The organism is Mesorhizobium australicum, from assembly GCF_900177325.1.
Taxonomy (GTDB): Bacteria; Pseudomonadota; Alphaproteobacteria; order Rhizobiales; family Rhizobiaceae; genus Mesorhizobium_A; species Mesorhizobium_A australicum_A.
This window is the reverse complement of the sequence record NZ_FXBL01000004.1, coordinates 4,717,501-4,730,508: the sequence shown is the minus strand read 5'-3', so window position 1 is coordinate 4,730,508 and position 13,008 is coordinate 4,717,501. Positions and strand designations below refer to the sequence as shown.

Sequence of the window (13,008 nt, the reverse complement as noted above, 5' to 3'; positions counted from 1 at the left end):
CGCTAGGAGAGCCGGCGGAGGGACCACATGAAAGAGCTGCCCGTATTGGTCGCCGGCGCCGGCATCGGCGGTCTGGCCATGGCGCTAACGCTGCACCAGATCGGCGTGCCCTGCGTCGTGTTCGAGCAGGTGCGCGAGCTGAAGCCGCTCGGTGTCGGCATCAACCTGCAGCCCAACGCGGTGCGCGAACTCGGCGATCTCGGCATCGGCGCCGAGGAACTCGACCGTATCGGCATGCCGGCGCGCGAATGGGCGCTGGTGGGGCTGAACGGCAACGATATCTATTCCGAGCCGCGCGGACTTCTCGCAGGCTATCGCTGGCCGCAATATGCGGTCCACCGCGGCGAATTGCAGATGCTGCTCTATCGCAAGGTCGTCGAGCGGATGGGCCCTGGCGCGGTGCGCACCGGCCGGCGGGTGATCGGCTATCGCAACGAGGCCGACGGCACCGTTACCACTTCGGTCGAGGCGACCGACGGGGGTCGTTCCGAATTCCGCTGTTCACTGCTGATCGGCGCCGACGGGATGCATTCGGCGGTGCGCGCGCAAATGCACCCGGCCCAGCCGCCGATCCATTGGGGTGGCGCGATCATGTGGCGTGGCGTCAGCCCCGGCGTGCCGATCCGGTCCGGCGCTTCCTTTGTCGGTCTCGGCACCCACCGCCACCGCTTCGTCTTCTACCCGATCTCGCCGCCGGACCCGGCGACTGGCCTCGCGACGATCAACTGGATCGCGGAGGTCACGGTCGATGCGGCAGAGGGGCGCAAGAATTCCGGCTGGTTCAGGCCGGTCGCCATCGACGACTTCATCCATCATTTCGATGGCTGGACCTGGGACTGGCTGGACGTTCCCGCTCTGCTTTCCGGCGCGGACGGCGCCTACGAGAACCCGATGATCGACCGCGATCCTGTCGCAACCTGGCAGGACGGGCGGGTGATCCTCATCGGCGACGCGGCGCATCCGATGTATCCGACGGGCTCCAACGGCGCGAGCCAGGCGATCGTCGACACACGCACGCTGGGCGCGGCGATGGTCGAGCATGGACTTGGCGAGGCGGCGCTCGCCGCTTACGATTCGCGCTTCTGCGGGCCGATCTCGCAACTCGTGTTGCGCAACCGTGGGGCAGGGCCCTTCGGTCTTCTCAATCTGGTCGACGAGCGCTGCGGCGGCACCTTCGACACTATAGATGACGTGATTCCGTCCGAGGAACGCGCCGCGTTCATGGCCGGCTACAAGAAGGCCGCGGGCTTTGCCATCGACACGCTCAACACGGCGCCGCCGACAATCGCGCCCGGTGCGAAGGTCAGTAGGTGATGCTGCTCAGCGCCAGGTAGACGACGATGGCGCCCAGGCCGGCGATCATCAAGATGAGCAGCAGAAGCGAGGGATCGGTCTTCAGTCGGTCGAGATATCTCATTGGTGTCGTGCCTCCTTCCGCGTATGAACCGGCTCAGATGATCCGGTTGTCCTCGACCGTCCGGCGCTCGCGGCGCTTGGCGCCGTCGGTGTCGGATTTCCTGTGCTGCTCGGCTGCGGCCTTGCGGATGCGGTCGAAGCGGTTTGTCTCGGTCTCGTTCGGGGTCGGCTGGGGCGCCGGCTTCTTGGTATAGGTGATCATCGTGCGCTCCTTGCTGGGCATTTGACCGGGGCGTGCGTCCCGGCCAGCGTGAGGTCTTCGGTGTGGGCTCAGGCGACGAGTGCGGCGGCGCAGGCTTCAGCGCCTCGCCTGTCGGGCGTGGTCTGGCCGGGCATCGTCGCCCAACCGCCTGCCTCGACGAACTGTCGCTGGGCAAAGGCGCCGGAAAGCGCCTTGAGCTCGGTCAGTCGCGCTGCGGAGTCGGGCGCGGTCCTGAACCTGTCGACGCAGATCTGACCAGCGAGTTCACCACGCGCCGTCGATCCGGCTGCCGACGCCAGTTCGCGCGAGGTCTTGCCGGTCATCCAGCCGCCCCAGGTGAAGCCAACGATCATCGTCACCACCGCCGCGCCGATGCAGGCCCAGACGAGGGTCGATTTCGTTGGACGGTAATCGTCCCAGCGCTGGGACAGGGTCTTGGTCGCGCTGCCTTGCATGGCCATCGATGTGCTCCTTGGTTGATGTGGGGAAGCCCGCCGGGGAATGGCACATCATCTTCCGCGCGCCGGATGACGACGCGGTCGTGGAAGTGGAGCGGATTTCATCGGGGTTCTTTCTGCAGCCACCGTAGGAGACAACCGCTCTTCGACAATATCCCCATTGCAGATCGAATGATAGGAGCGGGGAAAATAAAACTCCGCGACTCAAAATAATACGGCCCAAAAACAGGACATCGACTGATGTTCGCTCGGGTGAAAACAGGAATTCAATTTGAATCTGGATTTCGAACGCGTATCGTTTTCAGCTTTTCTGAAAATAAAACATGCGTTCCAGCTTGAACAAAACTCGATTGAGGCGCATATATGGATCTCGTTGATTTGGCCGATCTGGCTTTCGCGGTGTCAGAGACCCGCCATCCACCACCGAATTTTCGATAGCGACCGCCTTGCGCCTTTCCGGCGCGGCATGTCGCGCCGTTCGAACCCTGGAACGAACGCCGAGTTGACCACGGATGTACTGGCAGCCCGGCATCGGTCCGGTTCGGATGGCATTGGTGCAGGCGCTGCCGTGGCGACCGCTTGCGGAAAGCAGAAGGCATGACCATCCGCACGACGCAGACGACTGTCCACTTCTCCTCGCCCTTCCGGCTGCAAGGCCTGGATAGCGCGCAGCCAGCCGGCGATTACCGCGTCGACTATGACGAGGAGCTGGTCGAAGGTCTTTCGCTGCTTGCCTGGCGGCAGGTCGGTGCCTTTCTCCATCTGCCAGGGATCGGCAGGCCCGCGACGAGGTTCCAGATCGTGCCGATCGATTCCGCCGATCTCAAATCCGCTCTCGAAAGGGATCTTGGATCATGACGAACGACACCCGACGGCCCGGCGCGCGCCCGGTGCGGCAGGAAGCTGCGACCCATCTCTTTGCGGTGGGGCAACTCGTGAGGTTGAAGGGCGGCTTCGGCCGCCTCGCCAAGGCTGCCGGCAACTACCACATCACCGCGAGGCTACCGCCGCGGGGCGATTCCCTACAGTACCGCATCCGCAGCGACGACGAACGTCACGAGCGGGTGGCAACGCAGGACAGTCTCGAGGCCGCGACGCCGTCGTCCGGATCGGACGACGCAGCTCTCCTCGAAAGGACATTCGGCCATGGCCAAGGGACAGAAACGCAGCACGCGCGAGATCAGGAAGCCGAAGCAGGACAAGGCTCCGCCCACGCCTGAGAGCACTTTCGGCAGCCAGATCAAGCTTGCGACCAGCCCGACTGCGCTGCGCGCCAAGGGCAAGGCGTGAGCGTCATGGGCCTTGCCTTCCCCAATCCGAGCCGCAGTTTCGACGAGGTGCGCAACGCCGTGCGCTTCATCGGCCACGACGGCATGTTCGAGGTGCCGTTCTTCATCGAGGCGGACGCGTTGTCCGTGCGAGGTTCGCCGGTGCCGTCGGAGGCCGAGTATCTTTCGGCGTTTGATGCGGCGCGCGGATCCATCCAAGATGTCGCCCGCGAAGCCTATTCGCATGGCCGACGAACGTCCTACACGCTCACCTCCGCCGATTTTCGATGAGGCCCGGATGCTGATCCGCTACGGCTACGACATCACGCTTACCTTTCCCCAGCCTACTGCTCTCGTCTGCCTCATGTCGGTCCACGACGACCGGGCCGCCGATGTCCGGGTTCCGGAGCAGACCTTCACCAATCCGGTCGTTCCGGTCTCGAGCTATCGCGACCTTTTCGGCAACCGCTGCCGCAGGCTCGTCGCGCCGGCCGGCGACCTGACACTGTGGGGCGACGCGACGATCGAGGATGACGGCCTGCCAGACCGCATCCTGCCCGATGCGCGCGAGATGCCGGTGCCGGATTTGCCGGACGAGTGCCTGGTCTATCTGATGGGCAGCCGCTACTGCGAGACCGACCGGCTGTCGCAGACCGCGTGGGACCTGTTCGGCAACGTGACACCGGGATGGGCCCGCGTGCAGGCGGTGTGCGACTTCGTCAACGGCCACATCAACTTCGACTACATGCAGGCGCGCTCGACGCGCACCGCCTACGAGGCCTGGCAGGAGCGGATCGGCGTCTGCCGCGACTTTGCCCATCTGGCCGTCACCCTTTGCCGCTGCCTCAACATCCCAGCGCGCTACGTCAACGGCCATCTCGGCGATATCGGCGTGCCGGTGGTCGACCCGATGGACTTCAGCGCCTGGATGGAGGTCTATCTCGACGGCGACTGGCACACGTTCGACCCACGCAACAACCGGCCGCGTATCGGCCGCATCGTCGTTGCCCGCGGCCGCGACGCCGCCGACATCCCGCTGATCAACTCCTTCGGCCCGCATGTGCTGAAGTCGTTCCGGGTGTGGACGTATGAGGTAGACGCGGTCGCGTGAGGGCCGTCGGCGCAAAGGGGGCGACCTGACGGCAAGATGCTGGCGGGCCGTTTCGAGCCCTTCAGCGGGCGAAGCGTCGAGCCTGCCAGATCTGCCCCATCATCAGTCGGTCGCCCGCTTCGGATATTCGAGCTGCATGGCAACCACATTGCCGGTGCGCTCCCCATAGCGCGCCGCGATTGCGTCGAGCGCGTGGTCGAGAGCATCGGCGGGCCGCTGATCGGGGTAGGTCGAGACGCGCCGGTCTTCTGGCAAGCCCGTGCCCGACCCGTCGGGAATGACGCGCACGCCGTTCCGGCTCTCCACCGCGTTCGTCGAGGCGGCGTAGGTGGTCGCGTTCGACCGATAGGTTCGCGACCACGCATCGGCGACCAAGGCCAGCGACACCTCGTCCATGCCCGGCTCGAGACGGATCCCGAACTCTTCCCGGTTCCAGACGGCGAAGCGGTTGACGAGCACGGTCGTCGCAAATGGGCGCGTGATCTTGAACGCGCCGCTCGCGTGGCGCGCATCCCACCGTTCGACGCCGAGGTCGCGCGCGACCGCTTCCGCCTTCGCCCGGCCGGCGATCGCCTCGATCAGCGTCAGCATCATCGGCATGGAGGCGCTGATGCCGGTCGTCGTCGCCACCGTGCCGTCCACGACCATCCGCCGGTCGGCGACATAGCGGGCCGTCGGGCTGCGCTGCAGCAGCTCGCCGAGATAGTACCAATGCGTCGTCGCGCGCTTGCCGTCGAGCAGGCCGGCTGCGCCCACGACCTTGGCGCCGGCGCAGACACTGACGATCGTCGCGCCTTTTTCGACCTGGCTCCTGATCCAGGCGAGCGCCGCCGGATCGTCGTCGCGGCTCATGGCGGGCACGATGACATAGTCCGCTCCCTCGGGATGCGCGGCGTCGAAGGCCGCGATGGTCGCGTCCGGCTCGACCTTGAGCGCCGGATAGAGCTGCACCGGACCCTCGCCGGTCGCCAGCATCATCACGTCGGCCACGTCGGCGCGGCGCAGGATGCCGGTCGGCATCAGGTAGTCGGTGGTTTCGGTGGCGTCGTTGATGCCGATGACGGCGACCAGCGGCCGCTCGCGCTTCGGCTTCAGCGCAGCAAGCATCGCATCGGCCTCCTGCTGCGGCACCGGCGGCGCCTCTGCCGCCGCTGTTCCTGCGGGAAGCGTCAGCAGCCAGCCTCCGAAGCCTGCAAGCGACAGGATGACGAGAGCGACCCCGCCCCAGATGAAGAAGGATTTCGACATGATCGTCTCCAGACCAAGGACCCGAATTCGGGAGAACGCCCATGCCTGCCGGGCGCTCCCCATCGCGGCAAAAACCTAGCACCGCGGGTGTCTGGCAGAAATGACATAGATATGGTAATTTCTGCCAATGCATGATGTCGCCTTCATCGTCTATCCGGGGTTCGAACTGCTCGACGTCTCGGGGCCGGCATCGGTCTTCAACGGCGCCAATCGCGCACTGCGCCAGCGCGGAAAGTCCGACTTCTACAAGGTCGGGCTCGCATCGGCCCGGGGCGGAGGCGTGGAGAGCAGCAGCGGCGTCGCGCTGGAGACGCGGCCGATCGCCGATCTTCGATCCGCGGAAGCCCGGACGGTGCTGGTCGTGGGCGCCGAGCGTGAGCATCTCCTGCCCGCGGTGGCGGACCCGGCGCTGCGGGCGGCCCTCCCGCACCTGGCCGGAACGGCGGAGCGCTTCGGTTCGGTCTGTACCGGCGGCTTCGTGCTCGCGGCGCTGGGCCTGCTCGATGGATGCCGTGTCGCGACGCATTGGGATTCCTGCCAGCCCTTCGCGGAGACTTTTCCCAGGGTGACGGTCGATCCCGACGCGCTCTACGTGATCGACGGCCGCCTGTGGACATCGGCCGGGGTGACCACGGGTATCGACATGGCGCTGGCGATGATCGCGCGCGATCTCGATGCGTCGATCGCCGGCGAGGTCGCCAAGCGGCTGGTGCTCTATGCCCGCAGGCCCGGCTACCAGTCGCAGTTCAGCCCCGTGCTCAAGGCGCAGGTGAAGGGCGGCAGCCCGTTTGCCGACCTGATCGGGTGGATGCAGTCAAATCTCGACGCGTCCCTGGACGTGCCATCGCTGGCCGTCCGCGCCGGCCTCACCGAGCGCACCTTTCATCGCAGATTCGTGGCGGCGACCGGCCAGACGCCGGCCCGCTTCGTCGAAACCGCCAGGCTCGACGCCGCGCGCATGCTTCTGTCGCGCGGGCTGTCGCTGAAATCGGTCGCGGCGCAGGTGGGGCTTTTTCCACCCGCGCGCCTCGCGGAGGCCTTCGAGCGCCGCTTCGGCATCGCGCCGCGGCTGTTCCGCGACATGCATCCGGAGCTGTGAGTGTTTTCAGGACGCCGCGCGGTAGCGTTCGGCCGCATGGATCTGCGAAAAATCCGGAAGCATTGTCTGGCGCGCCGCCTGATAGGCTTCCCACTTTCCGGCCTCGCCAAGCACGGGAATCGTCACGGGTTCACGGCGGTCGAAGCCGACAAGGGCCGCATCCACCAACTCGCCGACCTCCATCATCGCTGGCAGGGCATTGACGTCGGCGCCCGCCCGCTCCCAGATCTCGGTGCGTGTCGCCGCAGGAAGAACCGCCTGCACGTAGACGCCTTTAGGCGCGAGTTCGAAGCTCAGCCCCTGAGACAGGAACAGGACGAACGCCTTGGTCGCGCCGTAGACCGTCTGGCCAAACTCCGGGATCAGTCCGACCACCGAGGCGATGTTGACGATGGCTCCCGCGCCCGCTTCCACGAAACGCGGAGCCACGGCGCTGGCGAGCCGGACGACAGAGGTGGCGTTGAGGGCGACGAGGCGATCGAGACCATCGGCCGGCTGCTTCTCGAAACGGCCTGCAAGGCTGGCGCCCGCATTGTTGACGAGCACCCCGATCCGGCGGTCCGCGCGCAGCCGCGTCTCCACCGCAGCGATGTCGCCGGGTTGCGTGAGATCGGCCGGCAGAATGTCGACAGCCACGCCGGTTTCAGCCCGGAGCCGCGCGGCAAGGGCCTCGAGGCGTGTTATATCCCGCGCCACCAGAACAAGATCATGGCCGCGGCGCGCGAAACGCTCGGCGTAAGTCGCACCGATTCCAGAGGACGCTCCTGTGATGAGGACGGAGGGAATATCAGCCATGGGATTGCTCGTTTCTCGGATGGAACCTATATTCATGACGGTCATCATGATTCCAAATTAATATGATGGTCGTCATGTAAACGTCAATGGCGCCGGCGGAGAATTCGGGAATGAGAGTCAGCCGTGAGCAGATGGCGGAAAACCGCGCCCGGATCCTGGATGCAGCCGGCCGGCTGTTCCGCGAGAAGGGGTTCGACGCGGTCGGCGTGGCGGAGGTGATGAAGGCCGCCGGCCTGACCCATGGCGGATTCTATGGCCACTTCGATTCCAAGGACGACCTAGTGGCCCAGGCCCTTGCCCATGCCCTGGCGTCCAGTGGGGGCGGGTCCGGCGATCTTCGGACCTATCTGGACGCCTATCTTTCGCCCGAACATCGCGACAACGCGGCCGACGGTTGCCCGACGGCAGGATTGGCCGCCGAGACGCGTCACCAGACCCCGGCCGCGCGGGCGGCCATGGCGAAAGGACTTGGATCGCAGATCGAACGCATCGGTAAAGGACTGCCCGGCGGGGATACGGGGGAAAGGCGCCGTGCAGCGATAGGAAGCTGGGCGGCGATGGTAGGGGCGATGATCCTCGCCCGGTCGATCGACGATCCGGCTCTTTCCGAAGAGGTTCTGAAGGAGACCCGCGCCTGGATCGATACTCGCATCGGCGAGATATCAGCCAGCTAGTCCAAGGGGCAGGGCGCTCCGGGCCGCGCTTCGGCGCCGATTCGTCTTCATCCTCGGTTCATCTTCGAGAAACCATAATCTGCGCATTGAAGGAGGGCGCGGGAGAAATCGTGAGCCTTCCGCAACCTGATCCGACGACAAGAGTTTTCGCCGCATGAAGCTCAAGACCATCCTATTGCCCGCTCTCGCGGCCGCGATCTCCTCCACCTCGCTGACCGCCGTTCCGGCCTTTGCGCAGGACGACTACCGTCTCGCGCAGGCGCGCGAGATCGAGGTCTACTATGACCAGCACGGCCGCAGGGTGATCCGCGACGCCTATACGGGCGAGATCCTGCGCATCGAGCGGCCGCGCAATCTCGACCGCCGCGCCACCGGCTCGGTGCCGCCCGGCCAGCCGCGCTATCAGGACCCCTATGCCGAACGCGGCGGGCGCTACTATCTGGACGATCCGGAGGACATGCGCCGGCTGGAGCGCGACCGCGCCCGCGGCTATGGCGTGTCGCGCGAGGAGTACGATCCGGCCTATGCCGATCCGTACGAGGACCAGGCCTATCCCGGCGACGAGGCCTCCATAGACGGCACCTATTTCCCCCCGGCACCCGGCGGAGCTGTCTATGACGAGCCGGTCGAGCGCCGCGCGCTGCCGACGCCTTCGGACGAGCCAAGGCTGTCGCCTTCGGCGCCTGCCGACCAGCCGACCATTTCCAAGAAGGCCGACCTCAACGTGGCGAAGCTGCAGGTGCTGCTTGACCGCGCCGGCGTCTCGCCCGGCGTGATCGATGGCCATATGGGCGGCAATGTCGACAAGGCGATCGCCGCCTATCAGGAGATCACCGGGGTGAAGCTGTCGATGGTCGATTTCGCGACGGTCGAGAGCGAGCTCGCGGCGCGCGGCGGCGAAGCCTTTATGGATTACACGATCACGCCGGAGGACGTCGCCGGCCCCTATGTCGCGTCGATCCCGGCTGACTATAGCGAGAAGGCGCAGCTCGAGGCGATGAGCTACACGTCGGTGGTGGAAATGCTCGCCGAGCGCTTCCACATGAGCGAGACCTATCTGAAGGATCTCAACAAGGGCGTCGAATTCCGGCCGGGCGCGGTGATTCGCGTCGCCAACACGGGCGGGAACGTCACGCGCAAGGTGGCCAGCATCATCGCAGACAAGGGCCGCGAGCAGGTGCGCGCCTATGATGCAATGGGGCGGCTCGTGGTGGCCTATCCGGCGACGATCGGTTCGTCCGACACGCCGTCGCCGAGCGGGACGCATTCCGTCGAGCGCGTCGCGATCAATCCGGAATACACCTACAATCCGAAGATCAATTTCACCCAGGGCAACAACACCAAGGTGCTGCGCATCCCGCCCGGCCCGAACGGCCCGGTGGGATCGGTCTGGATCGCGCTGTCGAAGCCGACCTACGGCATCCACGGCACGCCCGATCCCTCCAAGATCGGCAAGACCAACAGCCATGGCTGCGTGCGGCTGACGAACTGGGACGCGCAGGAACTGGCAAAACTGGTCACCAAGGGCGTGACGGTGGAGTTCGTCGAGTAGGGCAGGAGGCACGCGGCGATTCACGCCGCCGGCCACTGGCCTGAACGAATTCCGGCCCCCCTCCATTCTTTTGCGGCTAGACTGCCTTCATGGCCGTATCGTCCGCTTCCGCATCGACCTTCTGCCCGTCTTCACGCCGGCGATATGTGCTGGCCGCCGCTATCCTCGCGTCGAGCATGGGATTCATCGACGGATCGGTGGTCTCCATCGCCATGCCGGCGATCCGGGCCGATCTCGGTGCCTCGCTCGCCAATGCTCAATGGATCTCCAACGCCTATGCGCTGACATTGTCGGCCTTGATCCTGACGGGAGGCGCGGCGGGCGATCGATTCGGCCTCAGGCTCACCTTCATCGCCGGCATCGCCTTTTTCGTCGCCGCGTCGGTCGCCTGTGCGCTGGCGCCGAATGCGGCGCTGCTCATCGCATTCCGCGCCGTGCAGGGCATCGGTGCGGCGATCATGGTGCCGTGCAGCCTGGCCATCATCGCCAAAGCCTATCCGAAGGCGGAGCGGGGCAGGGCGATCGGCATCTGGGCGGCGGCGTCCGCCATGACCACCGCGCTCGGCCCGGTTCTTGGCGGGTTTGCCCTCTCGGTCTTCGACGATTCGATCTGGCGTGCGATCTTCGCCATCAATCTGCCGCTTGGCGCGGTGGCGGTCTGGCTCCTGGCGGTCCGCGTTCCGGCAGACCCGCCCGGCAGCAAAAAGGCGCTCGACCTCAACGGCGCAGTCCTCGCCGCCATCGGCTTCGGCCTGCTCGCCTTCGGATTGACGATACTCACCGAGGGCGAGAACGGCGCCTCGCCGACGCAGTCCGTCCTGGCGATCGTCGCAGGCCTGGCGATCCTCGCGGCATTCGTCTTCTGGGAGAGCCGAGCGTCGGAGCCGATGGTCGACCTCGGCCTGTTCGCCAACCGCGCCTTCAGTGGCGCGAACGTTTCGACATTCTTCCTCTATTTCGCGCTGTCGGCGATCCTGTTCTATCTGCCGATGCTGCTGATTGCCGGCTGGGGCGTCAGCCCGGCGCAGACGGGTTTTCTTTTTCTTCCGCTTTCGGTTTTCATCGCGCTCCTGTCCGGGATCGTCGGGAAACTGTCCGACAACATCGGACCAAGACTGCCGATCGCCGTCGGCAGCCTGATCGTCGGCGCGGCCTTCGCCGCCCTCGGCGTCGTCTCGCTGGCGCAGTATCACTCGTTCTGGGTCGGCGTCTTCCCGATGATGGTGGTCATGGGGCTCGGAATGGCGCTGGTGGTCTCGCCACTGTCGACCGCCGTCATGACCGTCGTCGAGGACCAGCAGACTGGGGCGGCGTCCGGAATCAACAACGCCGTATCGCGCATCGCCGGTCTGATCGCGGTGGCGGCGATGGGGGTCGTCACCGCGTTCGGCTATGCCTCGGCCCTTGGGGATCTCGCGGGCAAGGTGCCCGAATTCGGTGTCGCGTCGGAGACGGTGCTCGACGCGGCGAGCGAGGCTGCGCGAATTGCGGCCGGCGACAGCGCCTTCGCCACCGTCGCGTTCGTCAATGCCGGACTGTGCGTGCTGTCGGCGCTCGTCGCGCTCGCGACCGTGCCGAGCTCGCCGAAGCGGACCGAATCGGAAGAATAGTCGAGCCGTCCGGGAAGGCCGAACTGCGCCGCCCTATTTCGCCGCTGCTTCCGCGACCTTGAGCGGATTCTTCTCGTCGTCGGCCAGGAGCGTGTCGACGCGCTCCTTTTCCTTCTTGAAGGCTTCAAGCTCCTCGCCCTTCAGCACTTTACCGGTCGGCAGGCGCACGCGCATCGGGTCGACCTTGTTGCCGTTGACGATCAGCTCGTAGTGGAGGTGCGGTCCGGTCGACAGGCCGGTCGAGCCGACATAGCCGATGACCTGGCCCTGGCGGACACGCGCGCCCGGCACGACGTCCTGGGCAATCGCGCTCTGGTGGTTGTAGGAGGTCTCGTAGCCGTTGGCGTGGCGGATGATGGTCTGCCGGCCATAACCGCCGGTCCATCCAGCCTTCTCCACAACGCCGTTGCCGGCCGCGATGATCGGCGTGCCGCGGGGGGCCGCCCAGTCGACGCCGGTGTGCATGCGAACATAACCGAGGATCGGATGCCGCCGGCCGCCGAAGCCGGAGCGGAACTTGCCGTTCGGGACCGGGTTGCGCAGCAGGAATTGGCGTGCCGAGCGGCCGTCGGCGTCGAAGTAGTCGACGGAGCCGTCCTGCATCTGGAAACGGTAGAGCGTGCGCGTGTTACCGCTGAAAGACGCCCTCACATAGAGAAGCTCGGATTCGTCCGAGGCCGAATCATCGTCCGCAGGCTGCGAGAAGAACACCTCGATCCGGTCGGACGGGTTGAGACGCGACTGAAAGTCGACGTCCGAGGCGAGCAGGCGGATGAGTTGCTGTGTCATCTGCCGCGACATGCCGTAGGAATAAGCGGAGCGGTAGATGCCGTCATAGACGTTCGGCAGATCGCCGCGGGCCCTGAGCGGCGCCGGCGAATCGTCGAAAGCGCTCGCGAGTTCGGATGTTCTCTCGGGTTCGTCGGCCGGAACGAACCTGTTCCGGTCGTCGATGGCGATCGAAAGGATGTGCTGCTGGCCATCGTAGAGGCTGCAGCGGACGATCCGGTTTTGCGTTCCGGTCGATTCGACCCCGATCCGCAGCACACTGCCCTGCTTGATCGCGGGGCCGCCGAGGTGTGAGACGAGCGCCTTCACCATGCCGGACGACATCTCCTCGTCGTAGCCGGCGTCCTTGAAGGCATCGCTGAGATCCTTCTCGGCGCGAATCGGCACGTAGTCCTCGGAGAATCCGACCGATCCCCCGTCCATCGGCGCGCGGATGGCGGTCGAGACGTTTTCGGGAATGATGCGGGCATAGGACTGGCCGATGCCGGCGCCGCCGAGCGACTGACCGAAGCGCTCCGGATCGACATAATGGAGAGCGGCGACCTGGACCGCGCCGTCCGACAGCGCGATGCCGGTCTCGCGCACCACTTCCTCGATCTCGTCCGCGCTCAGCGCGCTCTTCTCGTCGAAGGCCGCCGTCGCTACGGGGAAGTCGATGGTGCGCAGGCTGACCTCGCTCTCGACCTTCGCGCCATAGATGACGCCCGGCGCCTCGGCCGTGGCGGGCGCAGGCGCATCGTCGTCGGAGAAGACGTCGAGCGGATCGAAGGGCGGATAGCTGCGCGA

The 13,008-nt window shown here is 65.9% G+C and carries 16 protein-coding genes (1 of these 16 only partly in view); 10 read left to right on the top strand and 6 right to left on the bottom strand.

Going from position 1 to position 13,008, the window contains the following annotated elements; genetic code table 11:
* Nucleotides 1-27 precede the first annotated feature (27 nt).
* Nucleotides 28-1,314 carry a flavin-dependent oxidoreductase gene (locus B9Z03_RS25705; protein WP_085466829.1) on the top strand — a complete coding sequence of 429 codons (1,287 nt, stop codon included), beginning with the start codon at nt 28-30 and terminating at the stop codon, nt 1,312-1,314.
* Between the two features lie 136 nt (nt 1,315-1,450).
* Here B9Z03_RS25705 and B9Z03_RS29955 read toward each other — a convergent pair whose 3' ends face one another.
* Nucleotides 1,451-1,618: a hypothetical protein gene (locus tag B9Z03_RS29955; protein ID WP_176247643.1), complete on the bottom strand. Its 168-nt coding sequence runs from the start codon at nt 1,616-1,618 to the stop codon at nt 1,451-1,453.
* 68 nt (nt 1,619-1,686) lie between these two features.
* Nucleotides 1,687-2,079, bottom strand: a complete 393-nt coding sequence (locus B9Z03_RS25695; protein WP_085466827.1) for a hypothetical protein — start codon at nt 2,077-2,079, stop codon at nt 1,687-1,689.
* Between the two features lie 268 nt (nt 2,080-2,347).
* On the opposite strand from B9Z03_RS25695, the gene B9Z03_RS29595 reads away from it, so the two are divergent.
* From B9Z03_RS29595 to B9Z03_RS25675, 5 genes are all read left to right on the top strand, one after another.
* Nucleotides 2,348-2,677, top strand: coding sequence for a hypothetical protein (locus tag B9Z03_RS29595; RefSeq protein WP_139832392.1), 330 nt, complete (start codon nt 2,348-2,350; stop codon nt 2,675-2,677).
* Complete coding sequence (locus B9Z03_RS25690; RefSeq protein WP_085466826.1) at nt 2,674-2,934, top strand: hypothetical protein; 261 nt, start codon at nt 2,674-2,676, stop codon at nt 2,932-2,934. The genes B9Z03_RS29595 and B9Z03_RS25690 overlap by 4 nt, the downstream gene beginning before the upstream one ends.
* Nucleotides 2,931-3,296 (top strand): hypothetical protein, encoded by a 366-nt coding sequence (locus B9Z03_RS25685; protein ID WP_085466825.1) that lies wholly within the window; start codon nt 2,931-2,933, stop codon nt 3,294-3,296. Before B9Z03_RS25690 ends, B9Z03_RS25685 begins: the two co-directional genes overlap by 4 nt.
* A 75-nt stretch (nt 3,297-3,371) precedes the next feature.
* Complete coding sequence (locus B9Z03_RS25680) at nt 3,372-3,635, top strand: DUF1488 family protein (protein WP_085466824.1); 264 nt, start codon at nt 3,372-3,374, stop codon at nt 3,633-3,635.
* A gap of 7 nt (nt 3,636-3,642) precedes the next feature.
* Nucleotides 3,643-4,455 carry a transglutaminase-like domain-containing protein gene (locus B9Z03_RS25675; RefSeq protein ID WP_085466823.1) on the top strand — a complete coding sequence of 271 codons (813 nt, stop codon included), beginning with the start codon at nt 3,643-3,645 and terminating at the stop codon, nt 4,453-4,455.
* Nucleotides 4,456-4,557: 102 nt separating this feature from the next.
* Here B9Z03_RS25675 and B9Z03_RS25670 read toward each other — a convergent pair whose 3' ends face one another.
* Nucleotides 4,558-5,703 (bottom strand): DJ-1/PfpI family protein, encoded by a 1,146-nt coding sequence (locus B9Z03_RS25670; RefSeq protein WP_085466822.1) that lies wholly within the window; start codon nt 5,701-5,703, stop codon nt 4,558-4,560.
* 127 nt (nt 5,704-5,830) lie between these two features.
* On the opposite strand from B9Z03_RS25670, the gene B9Z03_RS25665 reads away from it, so the two are divergent.
* Entirely contained in the window at nt 5,831-6,802 is a 972-nt protein-coding gene (locus B9Z03_RS25665; protein WP_085466821.1) for a GlxA family transcriptional regulator, read from the top strand.
* 6 nt (nt 6,803-6,808) lie between these two features.
* On the opposite strand, the gene B9Z03_RS25660 is transcribed toward B9Z03_RS25665, so the two are convergent.
* Entirely contained in the window at nt 6,809-7,597 is a 789-nt protein-coding gene (locus B9Z03_RS25660; RefSeq protein ID WP_176247642.1) for an SDR family NAD(P)-dependent oxidoreductase, read from the bottom strand.
* 110 nt (nt 7,598-7,707) lie between these two features.
* Between B9Z03_RS25660 and B9Z03_RS25655 the strand changes: the two genes are divergently transcribed.
* Together B9Z03_RS25655 and B9Z03_RS25650 are read left to right on the top strand one after the other, a co-directional pair.
* On the top strand, nt 7,708-8,271 hold the full coding sequence (locus tag B9Z03_RS25655) for a TetR/AcrR family transcriptional regulator (RefSeq protein WP_085466819.1): 564 nt from the start codon (nt 7,708-7,710) through the stop codon (nt 8,269-8,271).
* A gap of 154 nt (nt 8,272-8,425) precedes the next feature.
* Nucleotides 8,426-9,823 carry a L,D-transpeptidase family protein gene (locus tag B9Z03_RS25650; RefSeq protein WP_085466818.1) on the top strand — a complete coding sequence of 466 codons (1,398 nt, stop codon included), beginning with the start codon at nt 8,426-8,428 and terminating at the stop codon, nt 9,821-9,823.
* 76 nt (nt 9,824-9,899) lie between these two features.
* Here the strand turns inward: B9Z03_RS25650 and B9Z03_RS30345 are convergent, their stop codons facing one another.
* Complete coding sequence (locus tag B9Z03_RS30345) at nt 9,900-10,037, bottom strand: hypothetical protein (protein WP_244561948.1); 138 nt, start codon at nt 10,035-10,037, stop codon at nt 9,900-9,902.
* Between B9Z03_RS30345 and B9Z03_RS25645 the strand changes: the two genes are divergently transcribed.
* Nucleotides 10,000-11,433, top strand: coding sequence for an MFS transporter (locus tag B9Z03_RS25645; protein ID WP_244561844.1), 1,434 nt, complete (start codon nt 10,000-10,002; stop codon nt 11,431-11,433). The two genes, B9Z03_RS30345 and B9Z03_RS25645, sit on opposite strands and share 38 nt — an antisense overlap.
* 33 nt (nt 11,434-11,466) lie before the next feature.
* Here B9Z03_RS25645 and B9Z03_RS25640 read toward each other — a convergent pair whose 3' ends face one another.
* On the bottom strand, nt 11,467-13,008 hold the 3' portion of the coding sequence (locus B9Z03_RS25640; RefSeq protein ID WP_085466816.1) for a M23 family metallopeptidase. The gene runs 414 nt beyond the window's last position; the window shows 1,542 of its 1,956 coding nt (coding positions 415-1,956); the start codon falls outside the window, past its right edge; it ends in the stop codon at nt 11,467-11,469.

Coding starts and splice junctions, on each gene's coding strand:
- B9Z03_RS25680 (WP_085466824.1), top strand. CDS start 3,372: ATGGGCCTTGCCTTCCCCAATCCGAGCCGCAGTTTCGACGAGGTGCGC.
- B9Z03_RS25695 (WP_085466827.1), bottom strand. CDS start 2,079: ATGGCCATGCAAGGCAGCGCGACCAAGACCCTGTCCCAGCGCTGGGAC.
- B9Z03_RS25665 (WP_085466821.1), top strand. CDS start 5,831: ATGCATGATGTCGCCTTCATCGTCTATCCGGGGTTCGAACTGCTCGAC.
- B9Z03_RS25650 (WP_085466818.1), top strand. CDS start 8,426: ATGAAGCTCAAGACCATCCTATTGCCCGCTCTCGCGGCCGCGATCTCC.
- B9Z03_RS29955 (WP_176247643.1), bottom strand. CDS start 1,618: ATGATCACCTATACCAAGAAGCCGGCGCCCCAGCCGACCCCGAACGAG.
- B9Z03_RS30345 (WP_244561948.1), bottom strand. CDS start 10,037: ATGGCGATGGAGACCACCGATCCGTCGATGAATCCCATGCTCGACGCG.
- B9Z03_RS25685 (WP_085466825.1), top strand. CDS start 2,931: ATGACGAACGACACCCGACGGCCCGGCGCGCGCCCGGTGCGGCAGGAA.
- B9Z03_RS25675 (WP_085466823.1), top strand. CDS start 3,643: ATGCTGATCCGCTACGGCTACGACATCACGCTTACCTTTCCCCAGCCT.
- B9Z03_RS25670 (WP_085466822.1), bottom strand. CDS start 5,703: ATGTCGAAATCCTTCTTCATCTGGGGCGGGGTCGCTCTCGTCATCCTG.
- B9Z03_RS25645 (WP_244561844.1), top strand. CDS start 10,000: ATGGGATTCATCGACGGATCGGTGGTCTCCATCGCCATGCCGGCGATC.
- B9Z03_RS25690 (WP_085466826.1), top strand. CDS start 2,674: ATGACCATCCGCACGACGCAGACGACTGTCCACTTCTCCTCGCCCTTC.
- B9Z03_RS25655 (WP_085466819.1), top strand. CDS start 7,708: ATGAGAGTCAGCCGTGAGCAGATGGCGGAAAACCGCGCCCGGATCCTG.
- B9Z03_RS25705 (WP_085466829.1), top strand. CDS start 28: ATGAAAGAGCTGCCCGTATTGGTCGCCGGCGCCGGCATCGGCGGTCTG.
- B9Z03_RS25660 (WP_176247642.1), bottom strand. CDS start 7,597: ATGGCTGATATTCCCTCCGTCCTCATCACAGGAGCGTCCTCTGGAATC.